Genomic DNA, 18,833 nt, shown 5'->3' with positions numbered 1-18,833 from the left:
TTCTCTACGGAGCTGGCGGAGTACCCGGCAGAGGTGAGATTCCTATGATGTAAGTAAGCTGCTTACTACTTTGTGACTTCCCAAAAGCTTATGGCTTGGCGAGGGGTGTTAGGAACAAATATTGCCATCGACCATTTAGGAAATGAGATGGTCAAGTGCATTAGACATATGTTTTATGTATCTAATGTAGAAAGGAGAAAGACGAAATGTCAAACTGCAAAACGATTGCCATATGCAATCAAAAAGGCGGCGTTGGTAAGACTACGACAACAGTCAATCTTGGCATTGGTCTAGCAAGACTCGGTAAAAAAGTGTTACTGGTTGATGCTGACCCACAAGGTGATCTAACGGTCTCTTTGGGTTGGCAAAATACAGATAGCATAGAAACCACGCTAGCTACTAAGCTGATCGATGTCATCAAAGAAACGGGAAATGACCCATATGTTGGTATTCTTCATCACAATGAAGGTGTTGATCTTATTCCATCCAATTTAGAGTTATCTGCTATGGAATTTAATTTAGTAAACGCAATGAGTAGAGAGATCTCATTAAAGACTTATCTTAATGAAGTTAAGCATAAGTATGATTATGTGCTCATTGATTGTATGCCATCATTAGGAATGATAACTATAAATGCATTATCGGCAGCTGATAGTGTGATAATTCCAGTACAAGCACAGTATCTTCCAGCCAAAGGAATGACGCAATTGCTTCAGACAGTCAATCGAGTTAAGAAGTATATCAATCCTAGTCTTAAGGTCGATGGTATTTTATTAACTATTGTTGATAATCGAACCAACCTCGCCAAAAGCACAGTAGAAGCTTTGAAGCAGAATTTTGGTAGTCATATCAAGATCTATGAGTCAAAGATTCCATCTGGTATTAAAGCTGCGGAAACGTCATCAAAAGGTAAAAGCATTTACGCTTATGAACCTAATGGAGCAGTAGCTAAAGCCTACGAAGGATTTACAAAGGAGGTGCTATCAAGTGACAGGAAGAAAGAGCGACTTCACTCTCACGAGTCTAGATGATTTATTTAAATCGCAAGAAGTAAGAGATGAAGAAAAGCTGTCTAAAATTAGAGATATTCCTCTATCACAAATCGATGACTTCCCAGACCATCCGTTTAAGGTAAAAGATGATGAAGATATGATGCAGCTTATTGAAAGTATCAAAGAAAGAGGAATTATCACTCCAGCTACTGTGCGATTAAAAGATGACGGCAGGTACGAACTTATTTCCGGTCATCGACGCAAAAGAGCTTGCGAACTAGCGGGATTTGAAACTTTAAGATGCGAAGTAGTAGATCTCACAAAAGATGAAGCAACCATATTAATGGTCGAAAGCAATTACCAAAGGTCACAGATACTTCCATCCGAAAAGGCTTTTGCGTATAAGATGCGTCTTGATGCAATGAAAAGACAAGCAGGCAGACCTAGTAAAGATAATTCATCCCCACTGGGTATTGATTTACGAGGAAAGCAAACGCTCGATCTTATGAGCGAAGAATGCGGAGATAGTCGAAATCAAATTCATCGGTATATCCGTTTAACAAATCTTGTTCCAGAACTGCTGGAATTTGTTGATGAAGGACGAATAAAGATGCGCCCAGCTGTCGAACTTTCATATCTTGATGAAGATTGTCAGCGTGATATTGTTGATGAGATCGATATGAATGAAGTCACACCATCACACGATCAAGCTATTCGTATGCGTAAGTTTTTTGATGAAGGAAAACTTACAACGGAAGTTATCCAGGCAATTATGAGTGAAGAAAAACCAAATCAAAGAGAAAAACTGGTTTTTCGCGGAGATAGAGTGCGAAAACTGATTCCAAAGTCTATCCCACTAAGTCAAACAGAAGATTATGTCTGCAAAGCTTTGGAACACTACAACAAGTTTTTACAACGAAACCGTGACCGTAATTCAAGATAGACAGGTTTTACGGTTTCCCCCTTTCTCACACTCTAACCCCTTATACTTGCTGTATTCTTTACTAGCTCAAAAAAATAACTAATTATCTATCTCTTAATTTATACTCTATCTACTAAGCTATAACTATCTATTAAGGGATATCAAGACAAACACATTCTTTTTCGGCTGGTAAAAGAAAGACAAATTACACATTACTTGTTTATTGGAACTCACTAGTTAGAGTTCTTTTTATTTTCACAAACAATGAAAGGAGAAAGAAATGACAGACAAGTTATCTAGGCTGCTTAAAACACTTTTAGCAGCGTTCATTATGATCACTTCTCTTAGCACATCATCGATTGGTGTTTTTGCAGAAGAAAATGATGATGAAAACTATGATGCAACAGAAGAAATCATCAGGCTTGGAACCTATGATGAAGTCTTTGGAGCAAGTACAAATGGTATCAGCACCTTTTCTATCAATACACCATCGATCGGTGAAAGATATGCCAAGATCCCAGTCTTTGAAAATGAACTTGGCTATTCTTATGTTGCTCATCTAAGGATCAATGGAAATACGGTTTTTTGTATTCAGCCAGGTTTATTGTTCAAGGAAGATGGCCAATACCCTGAAAACTATGTCTATTGGGACAGTTTGAGCAAAAGCCAAAGACAAGCGATTTGGGAAATATCTTACTATGGCTATGATTATCCAGGACATCAGACACCAAATTACTATATCGCAACACAGCTAATGATCTGGGAAGTTGTTTCAAAATGGTATGACCCATATACACCAGATGGCTCATCGATGATGGATGTAAGTGCAGAAGTTAATGAGATCAATCGTTTAAGAAGTCAACCACAAGGTAGACCATCATTCCACAACTCAACGATCAAGATGGGGTTAAATACACCAGTCACAGTCTCTGATACAAAAGGTGTTTTAGGAAACTTCAATATCACTTCCAGTAACGGTGTAAAAGCCAGTGTAAGTGGCAATAGTGTTACTTATGAAATCACATCCGAGAATTATGATCGCAACGCAACATATCAAAGTAATGTATCATCTTACGAGTGCAATATCATCTATGGTGCCCCAGGTGAACAAACCGTTCTTTACTTGGCAAAACGAAAAGATCCAACACGAAACTTCAGTGTGAACTTTGAGTTATTATATGCTGATATTCAAGTTGAAAAGCAAGATGTCGAAACTGGTAATACCCCTCAGGGCGACGCCACATTCAATGGAGCCGAATTTGAATTAAAAGACCTAAGTGGTAATGTCTTGGAAATGTTAACCACCAATGGTGCCACTGTTAAATCAAAGAAGTATCCGGTTGGTACAAGTTATCAAGTATGCGAGGTGGCCCCGCCTACCGGTTATCTTGATAATGACACCTGCAATCGTGTTGATCTGACTTTTAGTGGTGATAGTACACCAGAAACTTTCTATACTGTTTATCAAGATAAAGTCATCAAGGGACGTATTGAGATTGCTAAATCGATTGAGCAGGAAACCGAATATCCTTATGAATCCGTTATTCAAAAACCAGGAGTTGGCTTTAAGTTTGATATCTTCTTAAAATCCAGTGGCGAAAAAGTTGCAACACTTGTAACCGACGATGAAGGAAGAGCAATCAGCGATTATTTGCCTTATGGTCTTTATGTCGTCAAGGAACAAGCGACAGAAGGATATGACACCTTAAAACCTTTTGAAGTAATGATCGATGAAAATGAAAAAGTATACTTCTATAACATCTATAATGATACTTTAAAAGCTGAGCTGAATATCTATAAAACTGATACTGAAACAGGCAAAAGGATTCCAGCCAGTGGTGTTGAATTCAAGATAAAAGACAGTAATGGAAATTTCATCAAACAAACTGTCACATATCCTGAAAAATACGAGACTGATGTTTTTGTTACCAAGGAAGACGGCTCTGTTCATTTACCGGAACCACTTATCTATGGTAAATACAAGATCGTTGAGATCAAAGCGCCATATGGTTATGTTTTAAAAGATGAAGAAATTCCTTTTACTGTTGATGGTTCTACAACCGAGATCTTTATGAACTTTGATAATCAGGCTCAAAAAGGTCAGATAACGATTGAGAAGTATGGTGAACAATTCACTAATGCCGACTTTAGGCTGACTGAATATGGGATGATGTATTCACCTATCTATGAAAATAAGCTGCTACCTGGAATCACTTATGAAATCAGAGCCAAAGAGGATATCGTTGGTCAAGAAGGCACGGTTTGGTTCAATAAAGGGGATCTTGTCGAAACACTGACTACCGATGATGAAGGTAAGATCATTTCATCCAAACTTCCACTTGGTGAATATACGATTCAAGAAGTAGAAACACTTGAAGGATTTGTCTTAGATTCTACGGTCTATGAAGTAAATATCGAATACGAAGGACAGTTAGTAGAAGTTGTCTCAAAAAACTTCACGATGGTCAACGAAAGACAAAAACTGGATCTGGAATTGAAGAAGACTTTTGAGGACGATGACAAGACTGCCTACAAGGATGTTTTGTTTGGAGTCTATACAAGTGAAGACATCAAAATTGGCGAAGATATCATTATTCCCAAAGACGCTTTAGTTGGTGTTTTAACACTGGATGAATCTGGCAAAAACAATGAACAGTTAGATCTTCCAGTCGGGGATTACTATGTTAAAGAACTTGAAACAAATGTCGGTTTCGTTCTTGATGAAAATAAGTATGAGTTCACCTTCGCTTATGATGAAGATACAACTAAGGAAACATCTTTTATTGAATTAGATGAGATCCATAACGCTAAAAGACGATTAGATATCGAGATAAAAAAAGTCGATAAAGATAATGGCGATGTACTACTAGATGGAGCGGTATTTGAAGTTATCGATAAGACTACAAATACAAATCTTGGCATTGTAGTCTCGGGCAAATTAGCAATTAAAGGTGATTCAGCAAATGAAGAATATGAGATTACTAAAGATGAAGATTTTAGCGAGATCGTTCAAACAGTAAAGACAAATGATTCAAAAGAAATCATCCTGGATCTTGATGAAGGCGTTTATTATTCACGCAAAAAAGGTAGCGAAGAAGTCTCTAAACATATCGTAAAAGATGGTCACGCTGTATTTGCAAATGCTATCTATGGTCACGAATATGAATTTAAAGAGATCGAAGCGCCAGCTTCTTATGAATTATCAAAAGAACCATTTGAAGTAAGCGTGGTCGCTGATAAAGATCAAGATACTATCACTTATGTCTTCAAAAATGAGCGAATCGATATACCAAATACAGGAGTTTGATTATGAAATATAAAAAGAGAGTAGCATTAATCTCATTAGCAGCGATGCTTTTGGTGGGGTTTGGAATCTATGCCTTCATCAATCAAGAGAAAAAAGCTTATGACTACAGCGATTTCTATGTACCAGTAGAAAGCGAAAAAACAACTACAGCCACTGATACCAGCAAAGAACCTGAAGAACAAATTCAGGTTCTTTCTTTAGATCTTCTGAAACAAAGAAACAAGGATGTCGTTGGTATTATCGAATTTGATGAGCGAATGATCTATGAACCGATCGTTCAAGCAAGTGATAATGACTATTATGTAAGACGTAATATTGACCTTAATTATGCCAGTGCTGGAATTCCATTTATTTCCTATGATGGGAATATCGATTCTACTAATGTAGTGGTTTATGGCCATTCAAGTACTACTGGCAATATCATATTCACGCCTTTAATGAACTATCTAGAAAAGAATTTCTATTTATCACATCCGACTTTCAATTTTGTTTTGCCAGATGAAGTTAGAACTTATCAGATCGTATCTGTTTTAAATATCGATCTAGATAATCTCAATGATTCACTTGAATTCACCAAAAGTTCTTGGCGTAATCAAGATTCATATGCATCGTTTTTAAGATCAGTTAAAGAAGATGCTGTATATGAAACAGGAGAAAGCATTTCAACTAGTGATAAGCTTATGACTTTGGTAACTTGTGATACAAGAGATGGCAATAGTCGAGTGGTAGTAGTTGCAAAAGAAATCAAACAATAAATGAATAAGAATGTTTAGCGATGACGCTTATTCTAATCCATATCAATCGCGGGCGAGCAAAAAACTGTTCGCCCTTTTTATTTTGTAAAGGAGGACACTTATGAATAATCCATATACCATCGAAAAAGTTGTTTTAGAGATCTTAAAAGCAAATGAAGAAGCAAGGAATGATGATATGAAACTTTATTTGCTTGTTTGTGAAGCAGTGAATCCTTATCCAACTTGTGATCGGGATATTGGCTCATTCTCTTTTTCTTCAGTGATGAATCATTATCGAGAACTTAGATTGCCTCATTTTGAAAGCGTCAGACGATCAAGGGCAAAGATACAAGCTGAGATTCCTGAGCTTGCCGGGGATCGAAGCTGTCGTCAAAGAAGAAAAGAACTGGAAATACTTTATCGAAATTACGCAACAAATAAGGAGGAATAGGCTATGCCTAGTGAAGTCACGATGCAACAAAAAATAAAGGTCATTACTAAGCTTGCAGAATCTGGTTATGACACAGAAAAGAAACTTCAAAAGTTGGAAATGGAGAACATTCTACAAATCAAAGGAATCACGATTCCTGAGATGAGCATCATCTTGGCTCTGCAAAAGAGCACAAAAAGCGGAAAGCTATACTCCTACTTATGTGGTGGCGATGATGAAGTAGATAAACAAGGTGAAAATAATGGCTAGGAAATATGAGCTTATCACTGATCTTTATTATCAAACGATTAATGAAGTAAGTGAAAATGCTGATAGCTGGAAGTCTTTCTTAAAAACAGCGGGAAGGAATTTCCGCCTTCGCTTTGATGAGCAGATACTTATCTATGCGCAAAGACCGGATGCAATAGCTGTATTAGAAATCGAAAAATGGAACAATCGCTTTGGAAGATGGGTCAATAAAGGTGCTAAAGGTATTGCAGTATTTGCTGATGAAGATAGATTAAAGCAACGCCTTACCCATTACTTTGATATTTCAGACACCCACGAAAGTCGCTATTCTCGTCCTGTGCCCATTTGGCAGATGAAAGATGAGTATTTGCCAGAAGTCATAGAGACGTTATCAAATACTTTCGGTATTAGTGAATCTAGTAGAAACCTTGCTTCTGTTATAAAGGCAGGTATCACAAACGGAGTTGATGATAACATCAGCGATTATTTATATGATTTGCCTGTGGCTGTTTATGGCTCAAATCTTTCGGCTTTAAGTGATGATGAAATAAAGTCAAAGTTTGAGAATTTAGTAAAGAACAGTGTCTCCTATATGCTAATGGCTCGGCTTGGCATTGATGCAGATCATTATTATTCTAGAAATGATTTTGATGATATTGCCTTGTTTAATACAGTTGATAGTTTAAATGCACTTGGATTTGCAACAAGCGATATCGCCGAAATGGGATTATTACCGATCAGCAAAACGATTAATGCACTTAACATACAAAATCGCACAATTGTTTCATCCAATGAAAGCAACTACAATGAAGTTGAAAAGAAAAATGAAAGGAGCCTAAATGATGAAAGAGATAACATATACAATGGTAGGCGATTACAATCTACCGAATCTGAGTCTTCCCGAACAGCCGGAAGTGATAATGGGCAAATGGGCTCAGATGAGAAAGGATTATTTGAAGAACCATCACAGGATTCTTTATTACAACCTATTGACCAAAGGAGAACTGTCCAAACACCTATCGGAGATTCAAATGCAAGCGATGAGCTTGGAAGAGAATCTGGTCAAGGAAATGGCAACGAAGGAAGGATTGACGGAGGAACTCAAGGCGAAGGATATGATGACTTGGGTAACCAAGATGAACAACTTTCGTCAATCAGCAAGCGAAATAATCAAAACGCAGATCATTTACGCCTAGAGGATATAAAACCTCTTCCAAGTGTTAAAGATCAGTTAACTTTATTTCAAGATCAAGCAGAAGAATCAAAAACTTCTGCTTTTTCGATACCGCAAGAAGTAATTACGGCTGTTATCAAAAGCGGATCAGGTTTTGCCGATGGTAAGATGCGCATCTATGAGCAATTTCAAAATAGCTTCTCGGCTAAAGATAATGCTAACTTCCTTAAAAATGAATATGGAATTGGCGGTTCTACTCATGCCGGTGGCTTTGAAGGATATAATCAGGATCACGATGCCAAAGGTCTTTTGATTAGGAAAGGTTATGGGGATAATGCTCCAAAAGTTCTTTTAAAATGGTCGGAGGTAGCAAAACAGATATCCGATCTTATCCGCGCTGATAACTATCTGAATGATAAAGAAAAAGATCGCTATCCTGCTTGGCTAGAGAAGGAAACAATCAGACGTGCTGAAATAGAAGATCAAAAAAGGAATAAGAAAATTCTTTCTACTGCTCCTTCTTTTTCAGATGATAACTTTGATCCTAATGACATTATCGGTAAAGAGATCAACATAGATCAAAGATTATTTGTAATCGAACGTGTTGATATGTTCGGTAAAGATGTCTCAATGAAGGACGTAACTTTTCAAAACGAAAATGGATTCCCAATCAATCGTGTAGAAAAGTTAGATTATGTCTTAAGACTTTTAAATGAGCAATATCCACTAGCTCAAAAAGAAAATACAGAGACATCAAATGCGACTTACGAATATCATCTTGGAGATAAGGTATATATTGGTTCCAACCCTTATGAGATTCTCTCTATCGATGATGAAAGAGTCATGCTTTTTGACTATGATATGCCTCTTTTCAACAAAGAGTTTCCAAGAGATATATTTGATGCAAGAGTAAGAGAAAACCCTTTAAATGACCATTTGATCATTGTGCAAAATAAAGAAGAACAAGACCTTGCAACAAGGCTTGCTTTCTTTGCCAAAGACTTCGATTTCTATAACTATCAAGACAATTTGGACAGTTGCGATAGCGATGAAGATGCTATCGAAAATGTCCGTAATGGACTTAGTAAGTCTGAATATGTCAAAGGGATTATCACGTTCTTAAATGATATAGACACTGAAGATTTAGATTCTAATCAGCAAAAAGAACGAGATTATCTGTTTGGTGAGCTTACTAAAATAGATAACGATTTATCTGAAGAAAACTTGCTAGAAAAAGCCAAGCAGATCATCAATGACTATTGCCAAGATGAGTTTGAAAGCGATGCTGATTTTTCGAATTTAAGTTCTATTGGGGTCGCCTATACCGAGACAGAAGATGGTGACTATCCTATTCAAGCAATAGTGGATTTGAATAACTTCAAGATTGAAACAAAAGTTTTGGATTTAACAACGCATTTAGAGCAATATTCAAGTCTTGAAGAATTGATCGATCAAGGCTTAGTAAATCTAGATTTCTCAGAGCTTACCTACGTCTCTGATGAGGATATGGAAAAGATTAAGTCTAATGATGACCGGACTGAACAAGTAACACCCGCTTGGGAACAAAAACGTACTAGGAAAATCAATAGCTTTGATCTTCATCCCGAAATACCACTAGCTGAAAGAAGAACATTTGATCTTAGAAATCATCCTGTTGAAGTTGTTAGTAAAAAAGAACGCTTTAATCGAAATATTCAAGCGATAGAAGTATTGAAAAGACTTGAACTTGAAAATCGATTTGCTACTGATGATGAACAGGAGGTCTTGTCAAAGTATGTTGGTTGGGGTGGGATTCCCGAAGCATTTGATAGTAACAATACAGTCTGGACAAGCGAATATCTGATACTTAAAAACTTACTAGACAGCGATGAATATTCTCTTGCAAGAGAAAGTACGCTGACTGCCTTTTATACGCCACCTGTTGTAATTGATGCAGTTTACAAAGCACTAGCACAGATGGGATTTAGTAATGGTAATCTTCTTGAGCCATCTTGCGGTATCGGTAATTTTATCGGGATGTTACCTGATTCAATGGCTGAATCAAAGGTTTATGGTGTTGAGATTGATAAAATTTCTGCAGCGATTGCTCAGCAGTTATACCAAAAATCTTCCATTGCCTCTATGGGGTATGAGGAAGTAAATCTACCAGATAACTTCTTTGATGGAATCATCGGTAATGTTCCCTTCGGTGATTTTAAAGTCTTAGATAAGCGATACGATAAGTATAACTTTTTAATTCACGATTACTTCTTTGCCAAGTCCTTAGATAAATTAAGACCTGGCGGAGTTATGGCTTTGATAACCAGCAAAGGTACGATGGACAAAGCTAATTCATCAGTCAGAAAGTATATTGCTCAAAGAGCTGACCTTGTCGGAGCTATCAGGCTTCCAAATGATACCTTTAAAGGAAACGCAGGAACAGAAGTTGTATCTGATATTTTGTTCTTACAAAAGCGTGACAGGATCATCGATATCGAGCCAGATTGGGTTCATTTAGATACAGATGAAAACGGCATTAAGATGAATTCTTACTTTATTTCACACCCAGAAATGGTGCTTGGTGAAATGAAAATGATCACTGGAAGATTTGGTCAAGAAGCAACTTGCCTTCCATATGAAGGTGCAAATCTTATCGATTTATTAGATGATGCCATCAGCAATATTCACGCTGAAATGAAAAGCTATGAAGTGTCTGATGACCTAGAAGAAGACGATAACTCTATACCAGCCGATCCAACTGTTAGAAACTTTTCCTTCACGATATTAGATGACAAGATCTATTATCGGGAAAATTCAATGATGCGACCTGTTGAAGTCTCTGCCACGGCACAAAACAGGATCAAGGGAATGATTGCCATTCGTGATGCAGTTAGAAATTTAATCGAATTACAAACAGAAGACTATCCAGAAGAAGATATCAAAGATGCGCAAACAAAGCTGAATGTCGCTTATGATACCTTTACCAGTAAATATGGTTTGATCAACAGTCGTGCTAATATATCTGTCTTTAGTGATGATAGTTCTTATTCCTTGTTATCAGCATTAGAGGTCATCAACGAAAATGGCGAGCTTGAGCGCAAGGCCGATATGTTTTATAAACGTACAATCAAGCCACATCTACCTATTGTTGAAGTTGATACTGCCAGCGAGGCATTAGCTGTATCAATTGGTGAAAAAGCAAAGATCGATATGGAGTTTATGACTTCTTTAACGGGTAAAAGTGAAGAAGATCTATTCAAAGATTTGCAAGGGGTTATCTTTTTGAATCCTCTTTATGACGAGACAAATAGCTTGTCAAACAAATACTTTATGGCTGATGAATACTTATCTGGAAATGTCAGGGAAAAGCTCAGACAAGCTAAAATGGCAAATCAAGCGGAACCTAGTAAGTACACGATCAATGTTCAAGCACTGGAAAAAGTGCAGCCTAAAGATCTTCCTGCTAGTGATATCTCAGTTCGCTTAGGAGCAACTTGGATACCAGCTGAAATAGTAGAACAATTTGTCTATGAGTTTTTGGATACTCCTAGATGGGCAAGATGGAATATCAAAGTTCATTTTTCTGATTTTACAAGCGAGTGGAACATCGAAGGAAAATCTTATGATCGAAGTAATGTCAAAGCCTATAGTACCTATGGTACTGGGAGAATAAATGCTTATAAGATCATCGAAGAAACACTAAATCTAAAAGATGTTCGTATCTTTGATTATGTAGAAGATGAAGACGGTAAAAAGAAAGCTGTATTAAATAAAAAAGAAACAGCTATCGCCCAATCTAAACAGGAACTCATCAAACAAGGTTTTGAAGATTGGATATGGAAAGATCCATCACGAAGAGAAAGATTAGTAAAGCTTTATAACGAAAGATTCAACAGCATTCGCCCACGCGAATATGATGGAAGTCATATTGTTTTCAATGGTATGAACTCGGAGATCACATTAAGAGAACACCAAAGAAATGCTGTAGCGCACATTCTTTATGGTGGTAATACTCTTTTGGCTCACGCAGTTGGTGCTGGTAAAACCTTTGAAATGGTTGCTGCAGCACAAGAATCAAAACGACTGGGCCTATGTAACAAATCCTTATTTGTCGTACCCAATCACTTAACAGAACAATGGGCAGCTGAATATTTGCAACTCTATCCTTCCGCTAATATCTTGGTAGCGACAAAGAAAGATTTTGAAACAAAGAATCGTAAAAGGTTCTGTGGAAGGATCGCAACGGGGGAATATGATGCAGTTATCATTGGGCATTCGCAGTTTGAAAAGATACCGATGTCGATTGAAAGACAGCGAGCTTTATTAGAACAACAGATTGATGAACTCACTCAAGGTATCGCAGATCTCAAAAGAAATCGAGGCGAGAATTTCTCTATCAAACAGCTTGAAAAATCTAGAAAGTCTATCAAGCAAAAGCTAGAAAAACTTAATGACCAAAGCCGAAAAGACGATGTTGTCACTTTTGAAGAACTTGGTGTAGATCGTCTTTTTATTGATGAAAGTCATTATTATAAGAATCTGTTTCTTTATACGAAGATGCGAAATGTTGGTGGGATTGCCCAAACTGAGGCACAGAAATCCTCCGATCTTTTTATGAAATGTAGATATCTTGATGAGATAACCGGTGGCAGAGGAATTGTATTTGCAACAGGGACACCGATATCAAACAGTATGGTCGAACTATATACGATCCAAAGATATCTTCAATATGACACGCTTGTTAAGAACAATTTACAGCACTTTGATGCCTGGGCATCCACTTTTGGTGAAACAGTTACAGCGGTTGAATTAACACCAGAAGGAACAGGCTATCGGGCAAAGACAAGATTCGCTAAATTCTATAACCTTCCTGAGCTTATGAGTATGTTTAAGGAAGTTGCAGATATTAAAACAGCAGATATGTTAGAACTTCCAGCGCCAAAGGCTGAGTTTCATAACATTGCTGTTAAACCATCGGATATGCAAAAAGAGATGGTCGCGTCACTTGCTGAACGGGCTGAAAAAGTAAGAGGTGGCGGTGTTGATTCAAGCATTGATAATATGCTTAAAATCACAAATGATGGTAGAAAACTTGCACTAGATCAGCGGATGCTTAACGAAATGTTACCTGATTTTGAAGGCAGCAAGATCAATGCCTGCGTGGATAACATCTATCGTATTTGGAATGAAACTAGTGATGATAGATCAACACAGCTTGTCTTTTGCGACTTGTCTACTCCTAAAAGCGATGGAACCTTCTCTATTTACAACGATATCAAAAATAAACTTATTGCACTCGGTGTTCCAAGTGCTGAAGTGGCTTTTATCCACGATGCCGATACCGATATAAAGAAGAAAGAGCTTTTTAGGAAAGTGAGAAAAGGAGAAGTCAGGATCTTGCTAGGTTCTACCCAAAAGATGGGTGCAGGCACAAATGTTCAAGATAAACTTATCGCTTTGCACGATGTAGATTGTCCGTGGCGTCCTTCCGATTTGGAGCAAAGAGCAGGACGAATCATCAGGCAAGGCAACAATAACGAAGAAGTTCATATCTATCGTTATGTTACTGAACAGACATTTGATGCCTATCTATATCAGCTGGTTGAAGGTAAGCAAAAGTTTGCTAGCCAGATTATGACAAGTAAATCTCCTGTTCGATCTGCTGAAGATATTGATGAAACTGCCCTTTCTTATGCGGAGATCAAGATGCTGGCAACCGGAAATCCTTATATCAAAGAAAAGATGGATCTGGATATCCAAGTACAGAAGTTAAAGCTATTGAAGTCTAATTATCTATCCGAAAAATACAGTTTGGAAGATAAGATCATTAAGTATTATCCGCAAAGGATAGCAAGCCTTTCAAGTCACATCGAAAATTTTAAAGCAGATATATCAACATTAAAAACGCATCCAAAACCATTAGATGATTCCTTTATCGGAATGAAGGTAGCGGGTGCGTTTTACTTTGATAAACAAGATGCTGGAAAAGCGATCATTGCTGCTTGTAAGTCTATGCAAAGCCCAGACCCTATCGCACTTGGAGAATATCGCGGTTTTAAAATCGAACTATTCTTTGATACTTTCGAGAGAAATTACGTTGTCAAAATCAAAGGAGAAACAAGCTATAACGTGGCTTTAGGTGATGATGTATATGGAAATATCACAAGACTTGATAACGCCATAGAACGCTTTCCAGACCTATTAGAGAAGACAACTGAAGAACTTGAAAGCACGAAGCAACAGTTTGAAACAGCCAAGATTGAAGTAGAAAAACCATTTGCCAAAGAAGATGAGCTTAAAGAAAAGCAACATCGTTTAGATGAGTTAAACATTCTTCTTAATATGGATAAAAGAGAAAACGAGATCGTTGGCGAAGTAAGCGATGATGCAATTGAAGCATCTTCTAAACAAAAAGATTATGAAAGATGAGGTACAACTATGTTTATAGATTATGTTCAAATTTTAAGAATCAAGGTTCAAAAAGAATACGATGATTTCATCGAAAAGCTGAAGAATATCCCTTCTAGTGAAGCAATCAATTATGTCTACGAAAAGGTGATAAAAGAAGACATTTTAATATGCATCTTAAATGAAAACATCGATAATGCGAAAGCTAAGGCACTTTCATTCAAATCATATCCACTAGATTATTGCTATATCGAATGGCTTAAAAATGACTGCTCTAATATGGAACTTGTATCAGAGACCATCGATAACGCAATGCAAAAAGCCACGAAAGAGAGACAAAAAGACGAAAGAGAAAGCAGGTGAGTATATGCCATATATCTCGCCCGAAATCATCTTGGAAGCAAAGAAGATCGACCTTTTGACCTACTTGAAAAACTATTACCCTGATGAGCTTATCAAGTGTTCAAGGAACACATATTGTACAAGGGAACACGATAGTTTAAAGATTTCAAATGGAAAATGGATGTGGTTTAGTCAAGGGATTGGTGGAAAAAGTGCGATTGATTATTTGATTAAAGTTCAAGGAATGAGCTTTATCGAAGCAGTTGAGCACGTAACTGGTAAGTGCGCTATTGCACCGCCAATTCGTTATTCTCAATCGTCCAAGCAAGATAGACCGTTGCTCTTACCACAAAGAAGTAATACCAATGATGTGGTAATCAACTATCTTACAAAAAGAGGAATCGACCACGAGATCATCGATTATTGTCTTAAAAACAATTTGATTATGGAATCTCTTCCCTATCACAATGTTGTTTTTATAGGTTACGACGATCAGCAAAAAGCTAGATATGCAGCATATCGAGCAACAAGTAATTCAAGGATTATGGGCGATTGTTCAGGTAGTAAAAAGGACTATTCCTTCCGTTTGCTTGGTTCAAATAAAAATGAGATCCATCTTTTTGAAAGTGCCATCGACCTACTGTCTTACGCAACTTTATACAAGTTAAGAGGTGGCGATTGGAAGGAACTGACACTCATTTCTCTTGCTGGTGTTTACTCTCCTGCTCGAGATATCGGTAATAGTAAAGTGCCTGCCGCACTTAAAAACTACCTTGAAGACAATCCGCAAACAAAACGTATCACACTCCATTTGGATAATGATATGCCTGGAAGAATGGCTAGCAAAGCATTGCAACTTGTTCTTCCTAACCATTTAGAAGTCGTTGATGATCCACCAAGTTATGGTAAGGACGTTAACGACTTTCTTTGTTTTAAATTGAATATCAAACGCAATAAAGAAAGGAAGTATGAAAGATGAATATCGAAAATATCAAAGAAAAATACACTGAAGGAACAAGAATTGAACTCAATCTTATGAAAGGCGAAAGCCAGATGCCAAGTGGACTTAAAGGGACGGTAACACACGTTGATGATGCCGGACAGGTTCATATCGATTGGGATAATGGCAGCACCCTCGCCTTAAATGTGATTGAAGATTCTTTCAAGATCATTGATGAGGATACAAAAATCAAGGTGCTTTTTATTGAACCACATAAGTATCCCAGAGTCGTTAATCTCAATGACACCTTAGAAGATATGCAGAAACTTGTGGGCGGAGATATCGAAGAATATATGCCTTTTGATGATGAAGTTGCCATTGTCTGTAATGAATCAGGCAAGATCAACGGCGAAGAACTTAACCGTGCAATCTATGGTGATAATGGTCATTTGCTAGATATTATCGCTGGAAAATTCTTTATCTGTTATGCACCAATTGAAAGCGAACGGTTCTTGAGTATGCCTGATGATCTGCTTAAAAAGTACGAAAAACTCTTTAAATACCCAGAAAGAATCACAGTCTCTGAAAACAAAATTGAAGTTAAACCATACAAACCAATGAGCAAAACATTGGAAAGATAGATAAAACTTTGGGGGCAGTAAAACTCTCTGTTTAATCTTAGCGAGCAGACCATTTATGGATAGGCATATCCAAAACGGTACTTTCTCGTTAGGGGACTATCCCCTAATACCCCGCAAAGAAGGAGGAATCATTATGTTAGAACTGATTTATTTAGGAGTTGGAATTTTAATTGGAAGCGTCTGGGGAATCGTTTATATGTGCGTTGTTCAGATCAATCGTTTAACAGATGAAAGAAAGGACGAAGTCGATAATGAAACGAAGTATTGAAAAACATATCTTGATGAATAAAGCTGAAGCACAGGATCTTCAAAGAAAAGCCAAGAAGGCTTGCTTATCGGAAGGAGGACTTATTCGATTGCTTATTAAAGGATATGAGCCAAAAGAAAAACCTGATGATAGATTTTATGATGTGATGCACGAACTTTCGTCAATCGGCAATAACATTAATCAACTGGCGGTTAAAGCAAATGCGTTAGGTTATGTTGACACATTGATGATCAAAAAAGAAGCGGAGAGATGGCATAAATTTCAAGCGGATATTGAAAGAACATTTTTGAGACCTGATCGAAGTGATATGCGATGGCAGTAAGTAAGCTATGGCCCGTTACAAACAATCTAAACAAGGTCATTAACTATGCGACTAATCCTGAAAAAACTAGTAAAGATGTTTATAGCGAAGAACAATATCAGGCTCTTAAAGATGTCTTATCTTATGCCAAAGATGAAGAAAAGACCGAACAGGAATTTTATGTCGAAGGGATCAACTGTAATCCGTCCACCGCCCGCGATCAGTTTATAAGTGTAAAACAAGCTTATGGTAAAGAAGATGGTATTCAAGCCTATCACGGTTATCTAAGTTTTAAGGAACAAAACATATCACCTAGTCTTGCTCAAAAAATCGGTATGGAATTTGTTAAAGAAGTTTGGGGCGATCGTTTTCAAGTTGTAGTCACGACTCATTTAAATACGAAGCATCTTCATTGCCACTATGTTATTAACTCTATTTCATTTAAAGATGGCAAAAGATTATGGGGCAATGAGAAAGCTTGGTTTAAATTTAGGCTTATTGCCGATAAGATTTGTGAGAAGTATGACTTGTACTATAACCCCAATCCAAATAGGTCGAAACAATCGTCTTATTATTACAATCTTGAAAAAGCTGGAATGCCCACAAGATATGATCTGGCTAGAAAAGCAATCGATGAAGCTATTCGCCACAGCACTAACCTAAAAGCGTTTGATTATGCTTTAACGCAAATGGGTTATGTACACTCTTTGAGTGAATCAAGAAAATATTGGACGATCATTCCTAAAGGTTATTCCAAACCGATCCGTCTTAAAAATTTAGGTGATAATTATACGGAAGAGGCTATTAGAAAAAGGCTTATTGAAAATCAACGTATCAATATCTCTCCCTTTGAAAATAAATACTATAAGCCACGCCAATATACCCTTCCAACAAGACAAGATAAGATCCAAAAGAAAAGTGGTATCTATCGTCTATATCTTTATTACTGCTATAAGCTTGGGTATCTGCCAAAATACAAAAAGCAAAATGTATCAAGACTTCATTATTATCTTAAAGAAGACCTAATGAAGATCGACAAGATTTCTATGGAGACAAGGCTGCTTGCTAGAGAAAATATTTCTACTATCGAGCAGCTTTTCTCATATAAAAATTCAATCGAAAAAGAAATAGATTCTTTGGTCGATATAAGAGAAAGCTTACGAAGAAATGTAAGAAAGAATGCTGATGAAATTAAAATATCGAAAATCAAAGATGAAATTTATGATTCGACTAGAAAAATCCGAGAGTTACGAAAAGAAATAACTCTTTGCGATGGAATTGCTGAGCGTTCAAAAGTAATTGATGATCGCCTAAAGCAAATCCAAAAAGATGAAGAAAAAGAACGAATGAAAGGAGGAAAAGTACGATGAATAATTCAGGCGATGCTGCTGAACAAGTAGTCCGATTATCTTTAGAAGGTTTAGAAGTAGCTGCACGATTAAGTGGTTCGGCTGCTAAAAACATTGCCATCTTACTTGTATCAGTTTTAAAGGAAGAGCAAAAAACCAAAGGCAAGGCAAGACTTACCAGTATGATCAAATCGGGCAAAGAACTTAAAGTGTTTTCTATTCCTAACAGGGATTTAAAGAAATTCACGGAACAAGCTAAACGTTATGGTGTGCTCTATTGTGTGCTTAGAGATAAAAGCACGAAAGCTGATAATGCACCAGTAGATATTATCGTTCGTGCCGAAGATGCTTCTAAGATTCAACGCATCGTTGAAAGATTTGAACTTGGCAAAGTCGATAAAGCTGCAATTGTCACTAAAGCTCAAGAAGCGATTGATAAACGTCAAGATCAAGACAAAGGTCACGAACCTAAATCTAAAAACGAGATCATTACGGAAGAGGCAGTCAGAAAACCGATCCAAAAGGAGGAAAATTCTCCTTCAAACCCCGAGATAGCCAAAACGGACAAAAACCCTCCGTCAAGGCAAAACTTAAAGCTCGAAGATACGCATACTGATAAGGGTGTTGTTGATAAGACGAAAAAGCCGTCTGTAAAAGAAAAACTTGATAGATATAAGGCTAAGTTAAGTCAGCAAAAAGAAACAGAGCGTAAAGAGCCACAAAGGAATACTGCCAAATCTAAAAACAATACGACTGTTCAAAAACAGCCAAAGAAAAAGAAAATGAAAGAGAGGTAG

Annotated in this window: 14 protein-coding genes; all 14 read left to right on the top strand. The window is 37.1% G+C overall.

All coding sequences use genetic code 11. The features are described 5' to 3' along the window. The first annotated feature begins 206 nt into the window (after positions 1–206). A complete protein-coding gene (locus ACTND6_RS02130; protein ID WP_244343618.1) occupies positions 207–1,031 on the top strand; it encodes a ParA family protein in 825 nt (274 codons plus the stop codon). Further along, positions 988–1,935, top strand: coding sequence for a ParB/RepB/Spo0J family partition protein (locus ACTND6_RS02125; protein WP_441021501.1), 948 nt, complete (start codon positions 988–990; stop codon positions 1,933–1,935). Before ACTND6_RS02130 ends, ACTND6_RS02125 begins: the two co-directional genes overlap by 44 nt. 259 nt (positions 1,936–2,194) lie before the next feature. Next, a complete protein-coding gene (locus ACTND6_RS02120; RefSeq protein ID WP_441021503.1) occupies positions 2,195–5,221 on the top strand; it encodes a SpaA isopeptide-forming pilin-related protein in 3,027 nt (1,008 codons plus the stop codon). A gap of 2 nt (positions 5,222–5,223) precedes the next feature. Further along, positions 5,224–5,976 carry a class B sortase gene (locus tag ACTND6_RS02115; protein ID WP_441021505.1) on the top strand — a complete coding sequence of 251 codons (753 nt, stop codon included), beginning with the start codon at positions 5,224–5,226 and terminating at the stop codon, positions 5,974–5,976. A 100-nt stretch (positions 5,977–6,076) separates the two neighbouring features. Continuing rightward, on the top strand, positions 6,077–6,406 hold the full coding sequence (locus ACTND6_RS02110) for a hypothetical protein (RefSeq protein WP_441021507.1): 330 nt from the start codon (positions 6,077–6,079) through the stop codon (positions 6,404–6,406). Positions 6,407–6,409: 3 nt separating this feature from the next. Then, positions 6,410–6,655, top strand: a complete 246-nt coding sequence (locus ACTND6_RS02105) for a hypothetical protein (RefSeq protein WP_441021509.1) — start codon at positions 6,410–6,412, stop codon at positions 6,653–6,655. Next, the gene (locus ACTND6_RS02100) at positions 6,648–14,216 is read left to right on the top strand and encodes a DEAD/DEAH box helicase family protein (protein WP_441021511.1); all 7,569 of its coding nucleotides are present in this window, start codon (positions 6,648–6,650) and stop codon (positions 14,214–14,216) included. Before ACTND6_RS02105 ends, ACTND6_RS02100 begins: the two co-directional genes overlap by 8 nt. Positions 14,217–14,225: 9 nt before the next feature. After that, positions 14,226–14,558 (top strand): DUF3848 domain-containing protein, encoded by a 333-nt coding sequence (locus ACTND6_RS02095; RefSeq protein ID WP_441021512.1) that lies wholly within the window; start codon positions 14,226–14,228, stop codon positions 14,556–14,558. Between the two features lie 4 nt (positions 14,559–14,562). Then, on the top strand, positions 14,563–15,516 hold the full coding sequence (locus ACTND6_RS02090; RefSeq protein ID WP_441021514.1) for a DUF3991 domain-containing protein: 954 nt from the start codon (positions 14,563–14,565) through the stop codon (positions 15,514–15,516). Beyond that, a complete protein-coding gene (locus ACTND6_RS02085) occupies positions 15,513–16,118 on the top strand; it encodes a DUF3846 domain-containing protein (protein WP_441021516.1) in 606 nt (201 codons plus the stop codon). The genes ACTND6_RS02090 and ACTND6_RS02085 overlap by 4 nt, the downstream gene beginning before the upstream one ends. A 133-nt stretch (positions 16,119–16,251) precedes the next feature. Next, positions 16,252–16,386 carry a hypothetical protein gene (locus tag ACTND6_RS02080; RefSeq protein ID WP_441021518.1) on the top strand — a complete coding sequence of 45 codons (135 nt, stop codon included), beginning with the start codon at positions 16,252–16,254 and terminating at the stop codon, positions 16,384–16,386. Continuing rightward, the gene (locus ACTND6_RS02075; RefSeq protein ID WP_441021520.1) at positions 16,370–16,708 is read left to right on the top strand and encodes a plasmid mobilization protein; all 339 of its coding nucleotides are present in this window, start codon (positions 16,370–16,372) and stop codon (positions 16,706–16,708) included. The genes ACTND6_RS02080 and ACTND6_RS02075 overlap by 17 nt, the downstream gene beginning before the upstream one ends. Further along, positions 16,699–18,057: a relaxase/mobilization nuclease domain-containing protein gene (locus ACTND6_RS02070; protein WP_441021522.1), complete on the top strand. Its 1,359-nt coding sequence runs from the start codon at positions 16,699–16,701 to the stop codon at positions 18,055–18,057. Before ACTND6_RS02075 ends, ACTND6_RS02070 begins: the two co-directional genes overlap by 10 nt. After that, the gene (locus ACTND6_RS02065; RefSeq protein ID WP_441021524.1) at positions 18,054–18,833 is read left to right on the top strand and encodes a PcfB family protein; all 780 of its coding nucleotides are present in this window, start codon (positions 18,054–18,056) and stop codon (positions 18,831–18,833) included. Before ACTND6_RS02070 ends, ACTND6_RS02065 begins: the two co-directional genes overlap by 4 nt.

The organism is Bulleidia sp. HCP3S3_C9 (assembly GCF_052064035.1).
Taxonomy (GTDB): Bacteria; Bacillota_I; Bacilli_A; order Erysipelotrichales; family Erysipelotrichaceae; genus Bulleidia.
This window is presented reverse-complemented; position numbering and strand designations above follow the sequence as displayed.

What these genes read in the sequence shown, in the direction of transcription:
- ACTND6_RS02065 (WP_441021524.1), top strand. Translation starts at nt 18,054, where the DNA reads ATGAATAATTCAGGCGATGCTGCTGAACAAGTAGTCCGATTATCTTTA.
- ACTND6_RS02105 (WP_441021509.1), top strand. Translation starts at nt 6,410, where the DNA reads ATGCCTAGTGAAGTCACGATGCAACAAAAAATAAAGGTCATTACTAAG.
- ACTND6_RS02075 (WP_441021520.1), top strand. Translation starts at nt 16,370, where the DNA reads ATGAAACGAAGTATTGAAAAACATATCTTGATGAATAAAGCTGAAGCA.
- ACTND6_RS02120 (WP_441021503.1), top strand. Translation starts at nt 2,195, where the DNA reads ATGACAGACAAGTTATCTAGGCTGCTTAAAACACTTTTAGCAGCGTTC.
- ACTND6_RS02085 (WP_441021516.1), top strand. Translation starts at nt 15,513, where the DNA reads ATGAATATCGAAAATATCAAAGAAAAATACACTGAAGGAACAAGAATT.
- ACTND6_RS02130 (WP_244343618.1), top strand. Translation starts at nt 207, where the DNA reads ATGTCAAACTGCAAAACGATTGCCATATGCAATCAAAAAGGCGGCGTT.
- ACTND6_RS02090 (WP_441021514.1), top strand. Translation starts at nt 14,563, where the DNA reads ATGCCATATATCTCGCCCGAAATCATCTTGGAAGCAAAGAAGATCGAC.
- ACTND6_RS02115 (WP_441021505.1), top strand. Translation starts at nt 5,224, where the DNA reads ATGAAATATAAAAAGAGAGTAGCATTAATCTCATTAGCAGCGATGCTT.
- ACTND6_RS02100 (WP_441021511.1), top strand. Translation starts at nt 6,648, where the DNA reads ATGGCTAGGAAATATGAGCTTATCACTGATCTTTATTATCAAACGATT.
- ACTND6_RS02095 (WP_441021512.1), top strand. Translation starts at nt 14,226, where the DNA reads ATGTTTATAGATTATGTTCAAATTTTAAGAATCAAGGTTCAAAAAGAA.
- ACTND6_RS02110 (WP_441021507.1), top strand. Translation starts at nt 6,077, where the DNA reads ATGAATAATCCATATACCATCGAAAAAGTTGTTTTAGAGATCTTAAAA.
- ACTND6_RS02070 (WP_441021522.1), top strand. Translation starts at nt 16,699, where the DNA reads ATGGCAGTAAGTAAGCTATGGCCCGTTACAAACAATCTAAACAAGGTC.
- ACTND6_RS02080 (WP_441021518.1), top strand. Translation starts at nt 16,252, where the DNA reads ATGTTAGAACTGATTTATTTAGGAGTTGGAATTTTAATTGGAAGCGTC.